Source organism: Chitinophaga varians (genome assembly GCF_012641275.1).
GTDB lineage: Bacteria > Bacteroidota > Bacteroidia > Chitinophagales > Chitinophagaceae > Chitinophaga > Chitinophaga varians_A.
This window is the reverse complement of record NZ_JABAIA010000004.1, coordinates 206,143-222,783: the sequence shown is the minus strand read 5'-3', so window position 1 is coordinate 222,783 and position 16,641 is coordinate 206,143. Positions and strand designations below refer to the sequence as shown.

Genomic DNA, 16,641 nt, shown 5'->3' with positions numbered 1-16,641 from the left:
AATAACCTTCGCTTACGTGAGTATTTCTTTTTTCACCGCTTGTTTTATCAGTAACGCCAGTTCGCTGATCTTTGGATGCTCAAAAAAGTCACTGAGCGATAACGTAGTATCAAATTCCCGGCATAAAGCAGACACAATTTTAAAGGCCGCTATGCTGTGGCCTCCCAGATCAAAAAAAGAATAGTCGCGTCCCACTTTTTCCAATCCCAACACTTCACTCCAGATCGCCTCAATCCTTCTCTCCTCCTCATCAACGGGCGGTTCATATACTCTATGCTGATACAACAGGGCCTCCGGGCGGGGCAACGCCCTTCTGTCTATTTTACCGTTCAGCATCAATGGAAACGTCTCCAAATGGAGGAAGAAAGCCGGGACCATATAATCCGGCAGATTTTCCTGCAAGTGGTTACGTAATGTTATATCTGGTATGGCTGTCGCCGCCGTATAATACAGAATAAGTGAGATTTCCCGGTTTTTGTCTGTATGAGGCATGACCAACACCTCCCTGATGCCGGGGAAGCGCTGCAGGTGTTTTTCTATCTCAAACAATTCAACCCTGTTTCCTCTGATTTTGACCTGTCTGTCTTCTCTGCCTACAAAAACAAGTAGCCCGTCTTTCTGTATTTTTCCGAGATCACCCGTTTTGTACAGGATATCCTCATACTCATTATGACCGGGATGCTGAATGAAACGTTCATTCGTCTGCGCCTCGTCCTTAAAATATCCTTTACTTCTAAAGGGCGTTCGTATATATATTTCCCCGATAGCGCCAGGGCGGCAACTTTGTCCGTCCTGCAACACCAAAACGGAAGTATTGGAGATAGCCTGCCCCAGCGGTATAATTTCATTGCTATCCTCTTCAATATGGCCAATGCGGTGGAAAACCTTGGCAAGCGTCGTTTCAGAAGGGCCATACAGGTTGACAAGCACAGAACTGTCGCCGGCAACATTTCTCCAGTTCACAACGTCTCTGTAGTACAATGCCTCCCCAGCCAGCAATATATAAGCCGGCAGTGTTCCCTTCACCGGGGCTTTGGCGAGGATACCGGTAAAGACCCTGAATAGGGAAGGTACGGTGTGCATCAACGTTATTCCTGCTTCACATATCCAGGCCAGTAGTTGAGCCGGATCTTTCTTCACGTCGGCCGGGGGAATGCATAATGTACCTCCGGCGAGAAGCGGGACAAAAATATCCCTGAAGCTCACATCAAAAGAGAGAGGGGCCAGCTGGCAACATCTGACGGAGTCATTTAGTCCGAACTCTTTCACCTCCCAATGGACAAAATGGCTCAAACTTTTGTGCATCCCCGCTATCACTTTGGGTTTACCGGTTGATCCGGAAGTATAAATCAGGTAATTACCATCCTCACCTTTCAGCTCAACATCGTTGTCCGGGAATACCGGTGAAGCCAGGACCGCTGCCGTATCTTCCATCAGCAGCAACCGGGGGTTTACCGCTGCATCAGCCAGCAGGCTGTCAAGGTAGGATTTATGAGACTGGTCAGTGATGACATAACGGGGCGCCACTGTCTGTAATAAATCCTTCAGACGTGCCGGGGGATACTTCACCTCCAAGGGCATAAATACCGCGCCGGCCTTATTTACACCTAATATAGCAGCTACATATTCAATACTGCTGTCAAGGAATACACCTACCACGTCGCCTTTTTCTATTGCTAAGGCTGACAACGTGGAAGCTACTTTATCAGTCATGACCTTCAGTTCCCCGTAACTTACTTTTCTATCCTTCTCCTCTATGGCGATGTTATTGCTGTTATCTGTACAATGGTTATCGATAATACGATGCAGTATCAATTTATTATTACTCATATCCAGTATTTAACACAGTTAGTTATTCAATACCAAATCTATTTCAGTAGTGGATGAAATATTTCCATAATCAAATTTCACGACCGTATCCGCATATTTGAAATAGGCATCATCGTGTGTAATGGCGACAACGGTTTTCCCGTCTTTTATCAATCCAGGCAGAAACTTCCTGTAGAAGTATGACCGAAACTCCGGGTCCTGTTCAGCTGCCCACTCGTCCAGGATCAATATGGATTTGGCTTCCAGCAGGGAATATATCATTGCCAGCCTCTTTTGCTGTCCCTTTGACAGGTTTTTATCAGCCATTCCTTTTTTTGCATCCAGCCGCAGCACGCTATCCAGCTGCATAATTTCGCTCAGGTGTTTGAAGGGAGCATGTTTTTCATCAATCGTAAAGTCGTAGTAGTTCTCATTAAACAGGTAAGGTATTGTAAAAATTACCGAAAGATGGTCCCGGTAATGAGGCTCCTCGCTGGATATCTCCGACCCGTCAGCCATACATAGAAAGACCCTGCCGGACTCCGGTTTGTACAGGCCGGTAATCAAATTTACGAAGGTACTTTTACCGCTGCCATTCCCTCCCGTTACAAACATCAGCTTTCCTTTCTCAATATCCAGGTTCAGGGGGCCTAATGAAAATGCAGTATTTCCATCCTCATCTGTATAATTGTATCTTACGTCTTCAAACCTGATCCGCTCCGCGGGATGAATAGTTGTTGCCGGCGTAGCAGGCACTTCTTCTTTATCCAGTTCGGTGTTCATTTGCTGCTCAAATCTATTCAGTCTGGACACCGCCACTTTCACCCTGGTGATGGTAGGTACCAATGTTACCAGCACCGCCACCGGGCCAATCAGGTACAATATAGTAGATATAAACGCCAGCAACTGTACATTTCTGAACCCTATCAATGTTGGCAGGCCAAATATCACCACTCCCAGTACGATGTACCAGCTGTACTTTCCTGTCAATTCATTGCTCATATAACGAATGGCAATACCGGTGGCTAATTTCTTCCCTTCTCTCCTGTTAGGGAAGAAGTGATTATCAAATAACTTATTGGTTTTCCCGGCGCTCATCCGCAATTCTTTGTAGCCATGCAGCAGATCATTGAGATAGATAAAATATTTATCCTGTAAGTCTCTGAGTGCGTTGATATCCCGCTCCGCCTGTTTGTTACGATAGAGATATACCACCAGTAAAACAGCCATGATCAAAAGAATCATACTCCCCCCTATCAGGGAAGTCCAGAAAAGATATCCCAGGCAACAAACAACGATGACCACAGCATTGAATGTATTCATCAATACCTCCGGCACATCCGCCAATTCCCTGGCGTCCCCCATTGCGGTAAATACTTTTTCGTTACCCAGCTTTTCAAAACGCTCATACGAGGATGATTTTAATTTGGCCAATATTTTCAGCTCCATTTCAAACCGAAGGTCATTGGTCAGGCGAATGATATATCGCTGAAACAAGTTGCTGCTCATGATGGAAACGAACAATATACCGGCATAGACCACCGCAGGCGCTTTTGCTAAAATTGGAGGCAACGCTTCTCCGTTAACAGCAATGTTAATAAAAAGCAATAATCCCAGGTTAAGAATAGAGTCTGAAAGACCCAGGAAAACAAGGGACACATAAAAATATCTGGATTTTTCCCGCAAGAGACTCAGAATACCCATTTGAAGTACGTTAATTGATAATTAAAACTGTTCGTCAATAATATCCACGTTATTCCGCCGTAGTATGGTACCGCCATTTTCTGACAAACGGTAACTAAGTTCGCTCAGTGTCAATGTATGCAGGGCTTCCCTGCAAATATCCACGATCGATCTTAAGTCATTTTCCATGGCTGCTATTGTAGCCGGCAGAAACAGCGAGGTATCAAACTCAATGTTGACCAGTATTTCATTTAAATCAGACACAAAGAAAGAGAGGTCTAGTTTGCTGATATTGTCTTCGATGGGTATTCCCTGCAGGCCGGTCAATTGTTCCAGTTTTTCAAAATCGCTGTGGCTGCCATTCAGATCAGCATTATTCATTACGACCAGTACGTCATAGAATGGGTTTCTGTCTTCCTTCCCGGTAACGATCAAATCCTCTACCAGTTTATCATATGGATAGTCCTGGTGATCAAATGCATCCAACACCCGTTGTTTTACGTTTTCAATAAAGGCCGACAGGTGATCACTACCCCTTAAATCAATTTTCAGCACCAGATAATTCAGATAAAACCCTATCTGGTTTTCCAGTTCATGATGATTTCTTCCTGAGATCGGCGTTCCTGTAACAATTGTCTGTTGACCACTATAATGATATAACAACATGTTTATAACACTTTGCAGGACTACAAACAGGCTCGTATCAAATTCTCTTGCCAGTGTACGCAAATAATCAGAAGACTCCCTGCTCAGGCTGAACCTATGTTTACTCCCTGTATAACTACGTTTTGCCGGGCGCGGAAAATCATACGGCAGGTTAATTTCGGGCAACTCCTGTTCTAATTCAGCATACCAGTATTGCTTAAGGGTATCCATTTTATTAGCCAGCATTGCCTGCTGCCAGGCGACATAATCCTTATAATGTATCCTTAACGGGGGTAAAGGATCTTCCAGCCCCTGGCTAAATGCCTCGTACAAAACGGCCAACTCTTTTACCAACACCCCCACAGACCAGCCATCGCTGATGATATGGTGCATGTTAATCAACAGCAAATACTTTCCACCCGGAAAATGTACGATGCCGATAGTAGCCAGCGGTCCGCTTTCCAGGTTAAACACGCGCTCTGTCATTGCCCTGATGGAGGAAGCTGTCACCTCACTTTCCGTTCCGTCCGTGATAACTGTTTCCGTTATATCAACTATGCTGTCCGGATGGATATGCTGGCGCAGGTCCCCATTGGCAAAAGAGAACGTGGTGCGGAGCGACTCATGCCGTTCCGTAATTTTCTTCAGTGCCCGTTTTAAAGCAGGGATATTGGTATTACTATTAAGACATGCGGCCAACGACATGTTATACAATGTCTTTTGTTCTATCTTTTTATCCAGTATCAGCAAACGCTTCTGTGCATAAGAAACCGGGTAATACTCTCTGCCAGGTATAGCGGCGATAATTTCACTTTTAAATACGGTTTCCTTTCCGGCCAGTACTTTGGCCAATCCGGCCACGGTATTATTCTCGAAGAACTCTTTCAGCCCGATGTCCTTTTGTAAGGTACGGGACAGTATGGAGGTTATCCTGGTTGCGATGAGGCTATGCCCCCCTAATTCAAAAAAGGTATTGGACCTCCCGACTTTCTTCAGGCCCAGCAGTTCACTCCAGACAGCGGCTATTGCTATTTCCAGGTCACCTATTGGCGGTTCATATGTAAGCTGGCTGTAAAGCAGTTCTTCCGGCTTGGGTAATGCCTTTTTGTTTATTTTCCCGTTCAGGTTAAGCGGGAAACTATCCAACCGGACGAAATAAGACGGGATCATGTAATCGGGCAATTGTTGTTTCAGAAACTCCTGTATTGCCCGATGGGTGATATTTTCCCTGGAAATAAAATAGCAACAGAGGCTAAGTTCATGTGTGTCCGACGTTACTGTTGTCACCACATTATGCTCAACACCAGGAAAGCCGGCGACATTTTGTTCCACTTCGGCAATCTCTACCCGGTTGCCCCTAATCTTCACCTGTGTGTCTGACCGTCCGACGAAGGCGATGCTTTTATCCGGCAGGTATTTGCCCAGATCTCCCGTTTTATATACAATATCTTCAAATTCCTGCTGCAGTGGATTCTGTATAAATTTATCCGCTGTCATAACAGGGTCTTTGTAATATCCTTTGCTCCGGAAAGGTGTTTTAATAAGTATCTCGCCCGTGTCGCCCACGTTACACAGTCTGCCGTTATTGACAATAGCAACGGAGGTATTAGGTAGCGGTATGCCAAGGGGCACAACGCTGTCCGGGTGTATTTCTTCCTGTGGTATTCTATAAAACAACTTCGCCAGCGTGGTTTCAGAAGGACCGTACAGGTTCACCAATGTAACTCCTGCTCCTGCCAACCTTCTCCAGACGGTCACATCTTTTCCATACAACGGCTCTCCTGCTGTCAACACATATTTCAGCGAGGTGAACGGGAAGGAAGTAACGGCCTCCTGCTGCAATTCCTTCATCAGCAACCTCAATACCGACGGAACAATATGCAGTACCGACAATTTGCTTTCCTTTATCCAGGCAATGAATTTTTTCACATCCTGCTGAATGCCATCCGGCGGTATAAACAGGGTGCCGCCGGCCAGTAGTGGCACATAGATGTCCCGAAGGCTCACATCAAAGGAAAGAGGAGCAATCAGACCCGTCCTGGTATCCTTATCAAGACCAAACTCCTTTACTTCCCAGTGTATAAAATGGCTCAGTGACTTATGCATACCTTCTATCACTTTGGGCGTCCCTGTAGATCCGGAGGTGTACATGAGATAACAGCTGTCGTCTCCTGTCACCACTTCCTCCGCCGGCAGATCAATAACAACTTGCCTTGGCATAAATTCATCAACAAACAGATCATATCGTTCATTCATCAGTAAAGTACCAGTCCCGTAACGGGCGGAAGAATGATACTGGCGTTTCTCCAGCTGGTCCTGCGGAACAATGATAAACCGGGGAGTGGCCACTTTCATGATCTGCATCATTCGTTCAGCAGGATACCCGGGTTCTACCGGCATAAAAACGCCTCCGGCTTTGCTGACACCCAGCATTGTGATGATATAATCGTGGCTTTTAGGCACCATCAGGGCCACCACATCTCCCTTTTTCAAGCCGGTCTTTTTTAGCTGCTGCGCCAGATGGTTGGCATATTCCATCAATGCACCATAAGTAACCGACATATCATTCCAGCTAACCGCGACCTGCGAGGACCTGTCGCGTGCATATTCCTCTAAAACTGTATAAAGTACTCGTTTATCCACAGCATAGGTTTTATGAGAACATTAAAAATCTTCATTAAGCAGTTGCTGGTTCTTTTCAAGCATTTCTGCCTCCAGCGCGCCGGACAGCTGTTCTATCACATCTTCTACAGGACGGGCAATATCTTTTACGACCATTTCTATCAGCAGTAACAAGTCACTATTGAGTTTAGTAATGGTCTGTTTGTGGAAAATGTCCGTCCGGTATTCTGTATTTACTGAGATATTTTCGCTTTCGTTTATGAAGAAGGTAAGATCTGTTTTACTGACAGCATCGAAGACTGGTATCCATTCCAGGCCCAGGATTTTTTCCAGTTCTTTTATATCAGCATCTGCAGCGTTCAGTCCCTGGTTATTCATCACCACCAACACATCATACAGTGGGTTTCTTCCAAGTTCAATAGCTCCTCCCGTAATTTCCGCAGCCAGTTTTTCAAATGGATATAGTTGATACTGGTAGCTTTCGTATGTATCATTTTTGATTTTCCGCATCAGCGCAGCAAAGGTACTGTCAGTGTCTATCCGGGTCCTTAATGCCAGGTAATTGAGGTACAGGCCCACCTGGTCCTGCAGCTCCGGATGTGCCCTGCCGGCAACAGGGGTGCCTATCACGATATCATTTTGCCCGGAAATTTTCATGAGCAGTAGTTTTACAACTGCCTCAAAGAAGATGAACAAACTGGCCTCCTGTTGTGTGCAAATATTCCTGATTTTACCGGATAGGTCTGTACCCAGATCAAACTGAATGGTATCTCCTTCATACTTCCGCACTTCCGGCCGGGGCAAGTCAAGCGGAAGATACAATTCCGGCAGTGTGTTCCCCAGTTTCTCGTGCCAGTATTGACGTTTGTTATCATCCTTCTTCAATTTTTCCCACAACCAGTTTGAATAGTCTTTGTACTGGACATTCAGATTGGGGGTAAGCAACGGTGTACCCGCTGCCAACGCGCTGTACGCGGTAAGGAAATCCTTTGTCAATACCTGCATGGACCAGCCGTCACAAATAATATGATGGATGGTAAACTGCAGGAGGTACTGCTTATCGGCAAAATGGACCAACCTTACGTGCCAAAGCAAATCTTTTTCCAGGTCGAAACGCCGTTTCATTTCATCCTGTATGTAGGTGTGGGCAGTTTGCGGGGAAAACGATGTCTGGTCTGCTACAACATGCTCCACTGCCATCTCTTTCCAATCGTGGACCTGTTGCTGCAGATGTCCTTCTATATCAACAAAAGTTGTCCTTAATATCTCATGCTTTTGCAGCAATGCATTAAAGGCCCCCTGCAAGGCAGTCTCATTTATTGCACCTGAGAGTTTAAATGCGGCCGACATATTGTAAGCGGAAAAATCATCCGTCAGCTGTTCAACAAGGTAAATTCTTTGTTGAGCGGGTGTAGCCTGATAGTATGCTCGTTTCCCGACCGGCCTTATGGGCTGCAGCAGATCAGCGTCCGCATGTTGGATCAGCACCGCCAGTTTACTAACCGTATTATGCTCGAAAAAATCCTTCAGGCTTATTTGCTTATGTAATTTCTGATGTATTCCGGCAACAATTTTTGTTGCGGTAAGGCTATGACCTCCCAGTTGAAAGAACGAGTGATTCACGCCTATTTTAGCGATTCCCAACACACTACTCCAAATATCAGCAATCGCTTTTTCCAGTTCGTTTTCCGGCGGATCAAACCCCTGTTGGAGATACAGCATATCCTCCGGTTTCGGTAATGCCTTTTTATCAATTTTCCCGTTCAGATTAAGCGGAAATGCATCCAGTTTAACGAAATAAGACGGATGCATATATGCGGGCAAGTTCCTGTCTAAGTACCGTTTTAGCTCCGTCTGATCAATATCACCATTATCACAGGTATAGTAACAACATAGTATTGTACCTGTATCTTCCTGTTCTATTGACACAACCTCCGTATGCTTTATCCCGGTATAGCCGGCTATTGTTTGCATCACTTCAGACAGCTCTACGCGGTTTCCCCGGATTTTGACCTGTGAGTCTATCCTGCCAACATAGGTAATGCTTTTGTCGGCCAGGTACTTTCCCAGATCACCTGTCTTATACAGGATATCCTCATAATCCTGGTGTAGCGGATTTTGGATAAAGCTGGCGGCAGTCAGTGCAGGATCTCCCCAATACCCCTTGCTCCGGAATGGCGTTTTTATATATATTTCACCTATCTCGCCAATATTACAAAGTTGGCCATTCTGAATGATAGCGATGGCAGTATTGCTGATAGGGTGCCCCAGGGGTACGATTTCTCCTGCATTAGCCGGCACCTCCCTGATCCTGTTGTATATCTTGGCCAGGGTTGTTTCACTGGGACCATACAAATTAACCAGCTGCACCTCTTTCCCTGCTGCGTCGTACCATTCTTTCACATCTTTGCCATATAGTGGCTCGCCTGCCAGCAATATGTATTTCAATGAGGTGGAAACCGGTTTGCCGGATGCGCGGATAACCGCCGTCAATTCTCTAAAATAAGACGGCACTATATGCACCAGGGTCACCGAGTGGTCAATCAGCCATTCCAGCAATCTCCGTGGATCTCTTTTAACAGAAGCGTCCGGGATAACAATTGTTCCACCGGCCAGCAGGGGAACGAAAATATCCCTGAAGCTCACGTCAAATGAAACAGGAGCAAACTGGCAGCATCTTACGTCAGGCCCCAGATTAAATGTCTCCACTTCCCAATGGACAAAGTGGCTGAGGCTTTTATGCACCCCCTCTATGATCTTTGGCGTTCCGGTTGACCCTGAAGTATAGATCAGATAGTTGCTTTCGTTCCCGTCCAGTTCCGGCAAACGGACATCCCGGTGGTCCACTGCCTGTCTGTTACATCGAAGGCCTGCTGCTGTACTATCGTCGTCCCAGATAAGACCGGGAACATCCTCATTACCCATTATGCCGGACAGTTTATCTTTAAGCGCAGACGTAGTAATAACAAAAGCAGGTTTTACTGTAAGCAACAGTTGCCTAAGCCTGGCAGGCGGGTAATCCACTTCAAGCGGCATAAAAATCGCTCCTGCCTTGTTTACACCTATAATACCGGCAATATATTTAAAGGATGACGGCAGGTATACTGCCACAATATCCCCCGTTTTAACAGAGAGGGCGGCCAGGCTTTTCGCTACCATATCAGTGGCGTCGGACAAATTCCCATACGTAAACATACCATCCGTTGACTCCACAGCAATACGCTCCGGATGGCGGGCAGCCCAATCGTCTATCAATGTTGATAAGACCCGTTTGTTCATAGTTACCAATTAAAACTCTTCAGTGATAAAATTCAGGTTGGCGGCCGACAGTTCTATAGCAGAACGTTGCTCTCCTTCATCTGAGATGAAAGTGTTGAGGTCTTTTAATGTTGTCTCGCCATGTTGGGGAATGAGAGCAAATACTTTTTGCATTGTTGCTATCATCGTCTCCATGGTATGATATTCAAAAAGTTCTGTGCTATACTCCACATTGATATGAATCTGTTCGGCATCTGTAACAAAGAATGTAATAGCCACCTTACTGGTACTGCTGTCCAGGGATATCTTTTCTGCCCCCAGTATTTCCTGTAGATCTGACTGTCGTTGTGCAGTGCCGTTCAACTCCCGGTTATTCATGACGATCAGCACGTCATAAAATGGATTTCTGTTATTTACATTGCCGTCCGGGTAAAATTCTTCAACCAGTAATCCATATGGATACCCCTGGTGATCAAATGCCGCCAGTGTATTTGTTCTCACCTGTTCAATAAACTGTAGGTATGTGGCCTCCCTGTTGATATCCGTTTTAAGTACCAGGTAATTCAGGAATACGCCGATGAGCGGCTCCAGGTGTTGGTCTACCCTTCCGGCTATAGGCGCCCCGATATATAAAGATGACTGGCCGCTATATTTATACAATAACATATTAATGGCAGACAACACAATTATAAACAGACTTGTACCTGTTTTGTCTGCCATGGCCCTGAGGCTGTCAGACAGTTCCGCGGAAAATGTCACCGGAATTACTTTTCCTTCATATGTGCGTCGTTGATCAAAGCCTCTGTCCAGTGGCAGCGCCAATGGTATTATATCAGCCAGCTGTTCCTGCCAGTATTTCCGGTGAATGTTCATTTTATCATCAGCCATCCTGTTAAACCAGTCGGCGTAATCCTTATACTGTAGCGACAGTGGTAACAAGTCTGCCTCCTGTCCCTGCCGGTAGGCGGTATAAAAAGTCAACACTTCATCAATCAATAATCCGATGGACCATCCATCACATACAAGGTGATGAATGGTTAATAACAGCAGGTATCTTTTTTCTCCCAGGTCAATTACCTGACCTCTGATTAATGGTGGTTTTTCTATATCAAAAGGCCGAATCAGTTCCCGTTGCTGATAGCGGTCTATGTCTTCAGCGCTGTATCCGCCGGTATTATCCAGTCTCAGCTCCAGTGAAAAGTCAACTTCCTCATGTACTTTTTGCACGGGTACGCCGTCTGCCATAATAAAACCCGTACGCAGTGCTTCATGCCGGCGTATAACGGATTTAAAGGCATTATTCAGTGCCTCAAAATCTATATCTCCGCTAATGATGCAGGAAACCGGCATATTGTAGAGCGATTGCGCCCCTTCCTTCTGGTGATATATCCAGATATTACGTTGGATATATGACAGTGGATAATATGCTGCAGGCGCCACTTTTTTAATGATCTGATATGCCTGTCTATGCTTGATTTCGAGTAATCTGGCTTGTTCCTTTATAGTTGGATGATCGAAAAACTCCCTGATCGATATTTCCTTCCCCATCTCCCGGTAAATCTGGGAAATGATTCTGGTAGCAGACAGGCTATGGCCGCCCTGCACGAAAAACGACAGGGTGGTGCTTAATTTATTATGTCCCAGCACAGCAGACCAGATATCTGCCACCTGCTTCTCTGTAAAGGTTTCAGGTGCCGCAAAGTCTTCATCCTGGTAAAGCAATTCCTCTGGCAGGGGCAACGCTTTGACATCAATTTTCCCATTCAGGTTAAGCGGGAAGTTATCCAGCTTTACAAAATATGATGGAATAAAGGAGGAAGGCAGTTGTTGTCGCAGGAAGGAGATTATCTCATTGGCACTTACAATGGTATTTTCCTTGTAGTACGCAATTAATATGAACTCCATGTTCTTTTGTTGTACCGGTTTAACCAGCACCTGCTCTATGGCCGGCATCTTTTTTATTGCCGTTTCCACTTCGTTCATTTCCACCCGGTTGCCTCTTATCTTTACCTGCCTGTCATTTCTCCCTACAAATTGTATGGTGCCATCTTTCTGATAGCGGCCCAGGTCACCGGTACGGTAAATGATATCTTCAAAATTGGCATGCAGCGGATTCTGGACAAAAGCGGCGCTGGTTAATTGCGGATCGTGATAATAACCCTTGGAGCGGAAAGGTGTTTTAATACAGATTTCTCCCACAGCTCCTGCGCTACACAATAGATTTTCACTGAGGATCAATACTTTTGTTCCCGGCAAAGGAGTACCCAAAGGAATAATTTCGTGCGGCTCATCCGGCACCTCCTCTATTCTGTTGAAAATTTTCGCCAGGGTGGTTTCTGAGGGACCATAAAGATTTACCAGTGAAACACTATCTCCCATCCATACTCTCCATTCCAGGACATCTTTTACATACAAGGCTTCCCCGGCTATTAATATATATTTGAGATGACTGATCTGGCCGGCACTGACCGTTCCCTGTTTCAGTTCCTGTATAAAGGAACGAAAAATGGAGGGGACGGTGTGAATAAGCGATATTTTTTCTTCGGCCATCCAATTCCAAAGCTCCCTGGGTGACCCCAAAAGGCCCTCCGGCGGTATTGAAAGCTTACCACCTGCCAGCAAGGGCACAAATATGTCCCGCAGGCTAACATCAAATGTGGTAGCTGCCAGGTGACTGACATTAACGCTACTATCGAGCTTAAACTCCGCTACTTCCCAGTGAATAAAATGACTCAGGGATTTGTGACATCCTTCGATAAGCTTCGGTTCTCCGGTGGAACCGGAGGTATACAGCAGATAATTACTGTCCTCTCCGGAAAGCGGTATATCCAGGGATGATGCTGACAGATTATTTACAGGCTCGGAGATAATAATCTTGTTATTCTCTGCTACCACCAGCTTTACCGGGCGTTGTTCTTCATTGAGGATGATCACATGTACCCTGGTATTGGCCAGGCCCGTCGACAATAACATACCCAGTAACTCTTCTTCCTGCTTATGGTTTGTCAGGAACCACGCTACACCAGCTTTTCTCAAAAGTTTTTCCATTCTCAATACAGGATAACCAGGATCAAGCGGCATAAAAATCCCTCCCGCTTTGTTTACGCCCAGCAAACTGACAATATACCCAATGCTCTTTCCCATGTATATGCCTATTACATCCTGTCTGTTAAACTGTAGTTGCAGCAGGTAACCGGCGATATGATCAGACCGTTCTTTTAGCGTATTGTAGGAAATATCTCCCTCCGGGCTGCTGATGGCAACATGCTGTGCCTGTTCATCCGCCATTTCATCGATCAGGGTGTGCAGTACTTTCTTATCTGCCATAGATTAACACTTTTGCAGGTTAACGGGATTTTAGAACTCATCCGCAATTGTATCCATGCTATCCATCAGAAAAGCTTGTTCTTCTTTTTCGGCAACCTGATACAGGATATCACCAACTGTCAGTTCAGGTTGTTTTATGGCCAGCTCCAGGATCTGTTTCCACTTGTCGCCAAAGGACGCAATTGTTTCCGGATTATATAATTCGGTCCTATACTCAATACTGAATGAAATTTCCTCCTCATCATTGACGAAGCAACTTATATCCAGTTTGCTATACTTATGCTCAAACCGGTACCCGCTGAATCCAAGTATCCGTTTCATGTCCTGTATATCTTTATCATCTGCGTTCAGTGACGCATTGTTCATCACAATGAGCACATTGTACAACGGATGCCCGGCTTTCAAAGCGCCACCCGCCAGCTCTGTGGCTAACTGATAATAAGGATATGCCTGATGCTCAAATGCGTTCAGTATGTCATTTTTCACCAGTAACAGGTAGTCGTTGAACGAAAAACCGGATTGTATTTCCGATCTCAATACCACGTAATTGAGGTAAAGTCCGATCTGTCTTTCCAGGTCCGGATGTTGTCTGCCTGCAACAGGCGTACCCAATGAAATTTTATTTTTACCGGTATAACGGAACAATAATATATTCAATGTTGATACAAACAGCATAAAGAGACTTACCTCTTGCACCTGTATGTACTTCCTGGCTTGCACGCTCAGTGTTTTCCCCAACTTAAAGCCGGTGGTAGCGGATATATTTGTCAACACCTGCTTCGGGTCATAATCCGTTGGCAATGCGGCTTCATTGCCAATTCCCTGCAATTGTTTTAACCAGTACGTACGGTCCTTCTCCAGCTCCTTTTGTCTGCTATGCTCATAATGGGAGAAGTCTTTATACTGAAGTGGCAACGATGGCAGTGATGGCGGGGTATCATTGACAATCGATTCATACGCCACCAGTAATTCCTGTAGCAAAATCTTATTAGACCAGGCATCAGAGATGATATGATGCATTAACAATACAAGGATGCAATGCTGTTCGTTTTCCTCTACCATCGCAGCTCTTATCAGAGGCCCTGTTTCAAGCGAAAACGGCATGTCCAGGTATTCGTCTATTATTGTGTTCAATGCTGCGTCACTTTTACCCACATCGATGTATTCGATTGAAAAGTCAGACTCCTCCGGCGACAGGACCTTCTGTACCGGTTCACCATTTATTTTAGGGAAAATAGTACGCAGGCTCTCGTGCCTTGCTATGACTGTTTTGAACGCTTCATTCAGAACATCTCTGTTTACAGTAGCTGCGAGGACAAAAACGCCTCCTATTACATACGCTTTTTCAAAGCCAGCCATCTGGCTTGCCAGCCACATGCTTTTTTGTGCTGGTGACAGCTGGTAATATTCCATTTTGGGCGCTACCGGCAACGGGCGCCATTCCGTATTATATTTTGACGCCAGCAGCTGCGCCAATGAGGCTACCGTTGTATGAGACCAGAATTCCTTTAAAGTAAATTCAATACCCAACTTTCGGTATACTTCCGATACAACCCTGGTCGCCGACAAGCTATGCCCTCCCAGTTCGAAGAAATTATGCTGTGTCCCTATTTTTTCAAGCCCAAGTATCTCCGACCATATTTTTGCCAGGGCTTTCTCCAGAGAAGTATGCGGGGCGACAAACGCCTTTGTACTATACAAGAGCGCCTCCGGCTGCGGTAAGGCAGTCCTGTCTACCTTGCCGTTTATGCCCAACGGAAATTCATCCAGATACACCCAATACACAGGTAACATATATTCCGGCAGGTAGTCGTTCAAAACAGACCGTTGTTCCGGTAGTAGTTCTTCAGACCCTGTATAGTAGCAGATCAGCAAGATGTCATGATCCTCCTTATAATGAGGTATGACCAGCGCCTGTTTTACCCCGGACAGTGTGGCAACTACCTGCTCCACTTCCAGCAGCTCCACCCTGTTACCCCTTATCTTGAGCTGTCCGTCTTTTCGTCCCATGAAAAGGATCTCGCCACCCTGTTGTTGCTTACCCAAATCACCTGTTCTGTAAATAATATCAGTGTGATCGTTGTGCAGGGGGTTCTGCACAAATTTTTCTGATGTCAGCGCTTCATTTTTCCAATACCCTTTGGTCCGGAACGGTGTTTTGATACATATCTCTCCTATTTCACCTTCGTTGCAAAGTGTATTTCCCTGCATAATGGCTACCCCGGTATTTGTTATGGGCTTACCCAATGGTACTATGCCCGTATCATTCAGATCAGGTAAAGTCAAATCAATTTTATAATACAATTTCGCCAGGGTTGTTTCCGATGGCCCGTAAAGGTTGACCAATGTAGCGTTATCACCGGCAACCAGCTTCCAGTTAATGGCATCTCTGTAATAAAGGGGTTCTCCTGCCAGGAAAATATACCGGATGGCCGAAAGCTCAGGAGCGGCGCCGCGATGTTCCAACTCCTTTGTCAGTAATCTGAATACAGATGGAACAATATGGACCAATGATATGCCCATATCAGCAAACCATAACCGTAACCTGGCTGGCTCAGCGCGCACCGCCGCCGGGGGGACACATACTGTTCCTCCTGCGGCCAGCGGCAGAAATATGTCCCGGAAGCTTACATCAAAGGACACAGGCGCCAACAGGCTAACCCGATCGGTGCTACTGACATCAAATGTATTCAGTTGCCAGTGAATAAAATGGGCCAACCCCTTGTGTACACCCTCAATGATTTTCGGTTCGCCGGTAGATCCGGAGGTATATATAATATAGCAACTGTCATCTCCGGTCATCACCGGCGGTGCAGGATATGGTGTGGTAGTTTTCCATACTGTCCGGCTACCGGCGACATCTATCCGTTCGATACACTGCTCAGCTGCCGAGTAGCACAACAGCTGTTCTTCCTTTGAGAAAAATGATAATCCGGCTACCAGCCTGATGGCTTCCCCGCAATGTGCATCAGTGGTGATCACAAAGGCCGGTAATACTCTTTCACATATATCAGCTAATCTTTTTGCGGGGCTCTCAGGAAGTAAAGGCATAAAAATGCCTCCGGCCTTATTAACAGCAAGTATACAGCTTATATAATCAAAGCTTCCATTCATATATACTGCCACTACCTGCCCCTTTTTAAGTCCCAGTTGCAACAAAGTGTTCTTAAGCCATTCAGATGCATCATAGAGCTCCTTGTAGGTAAAGTCCCCCCCGGGAGAAGTTATCGCTACTTTTTCCTGGTATTGCAGGGCAACGTTATCTATAACGGTATATAACAATTTCTTATCCATAAC

6 protein-coding genes are annotated in these 16,641 nt (G+C 45.6%); all 6 read right to left on the bottom strand.

Going from position 1 to position 16,641, the window contains the following annotated elements; translation table 11 throughout:
* Positions 1–12: 12 nt before the first annotated feature.
* Positions 13–1,830, bottom strand: coding sequence for a non-ribosomal peptide synthetase (locus HGH92_RS30285; RefSeq protein ID WP_168874595.1), 1,818 nt, complete (start codon positions 1,828–1,830; stop codon positions 13–15).
* An 18-nt stretch (positions 1,831–1,848) separates the two neighbouring features.
* On the bottom strand, positions 1,849–3,381 hold the full coding sequence (locus HGH92_RS30280; RefSeq protein ID WP_168874594.1) for an ATP-binding cassette domain-containing protein: 1,533 nt from the start codon (positions 3,379–3,381) through the stop codon (positions 1,849–1,851).
* 153 nt (positions 3,382–3,534) lie between these two features.
* On the bottom strand, positions 3,535–6,780 hold the full coding sequence (locus HGH92_RS34250; RefSeq protein ID WP_168874593.1) for a non-ribosomal peptide synthetase: 3,246 nt from the start codon (positions 6,778–6,780) through the stop codon (positions 3,535–3,537).
* 21 nt (positions 6,781–6,801) lie between these two features.
* Positions 6,802–10,038 (bottom strand): non-ribosomal peptide synthetase, encoded by a 3,237-nt coding sequence (locus HGH92_RS30270; RefSeq protein ID WP_168874592.1) that lies wholly within the window; start codon positions 10,036–10,038, stop codon positions 6,802–6,804.
* A gap of 9 nt (positions 10,039–10,047) precedes the next feature.
* Complete coding sequence (locus tag HGH92_RS30265) at positions 10,048–13,344, bottom strand: non-ribosomal peptide synthetase (protein WP_168874591.1); 3,297 nt, start codon at positions 13,342–13,344, stop codon at positions 10,048–10,050.
* A 30-nt stretch (positions 13,345–13,374) separates the two neighbouring features.
* Positions 13,375–16,638 (bottom strand): non-ribosomal peptide synthetase, encoded by a 3,264-nt coding sequence (locus HGH92_RS30260; protein ID WP_168874590.1) that lies wholly within the window; start codon positions 16,636–16,638, stop codon positions 13,375–13,377.
* Positions 16,639–16,641 lie beyond the last annotated feature (3 nt).

What these genes read in the sequence shown, in the direction of transcription:
- HGH92_RS30260 (WP_168874590.1), bottom strand. Translation starts at nt 16,638, where the DNA reads ATGGATAAGAAATTGTTATATACCGTTATAGATAACGTTGCCCTGCAA.
- HGH92_RS30285 (WP_168874595.1), bottom strand. Translation starts at nt 1,830, where the DNA reads ATGAGTAATAATAAATTGATACTGCATCGTATTATCGATAACCATTGT.
- HGH92_RS30270 (WP_168874592.1), bottom strand. Translation starts at nt 10,038, where the DNA reads ATGAACAAACGGGTCTTATCAACATTGATAGACGATTGGGCTGCCCGC.
- HGH92_RS30265 (WP_168874591.1), bottom strand. Translation starts at nt 13,344, where the DNA reads ATGGCAGATAAGAAAGTACTGCACACCCTGATCGATGAAATGGCGGAT.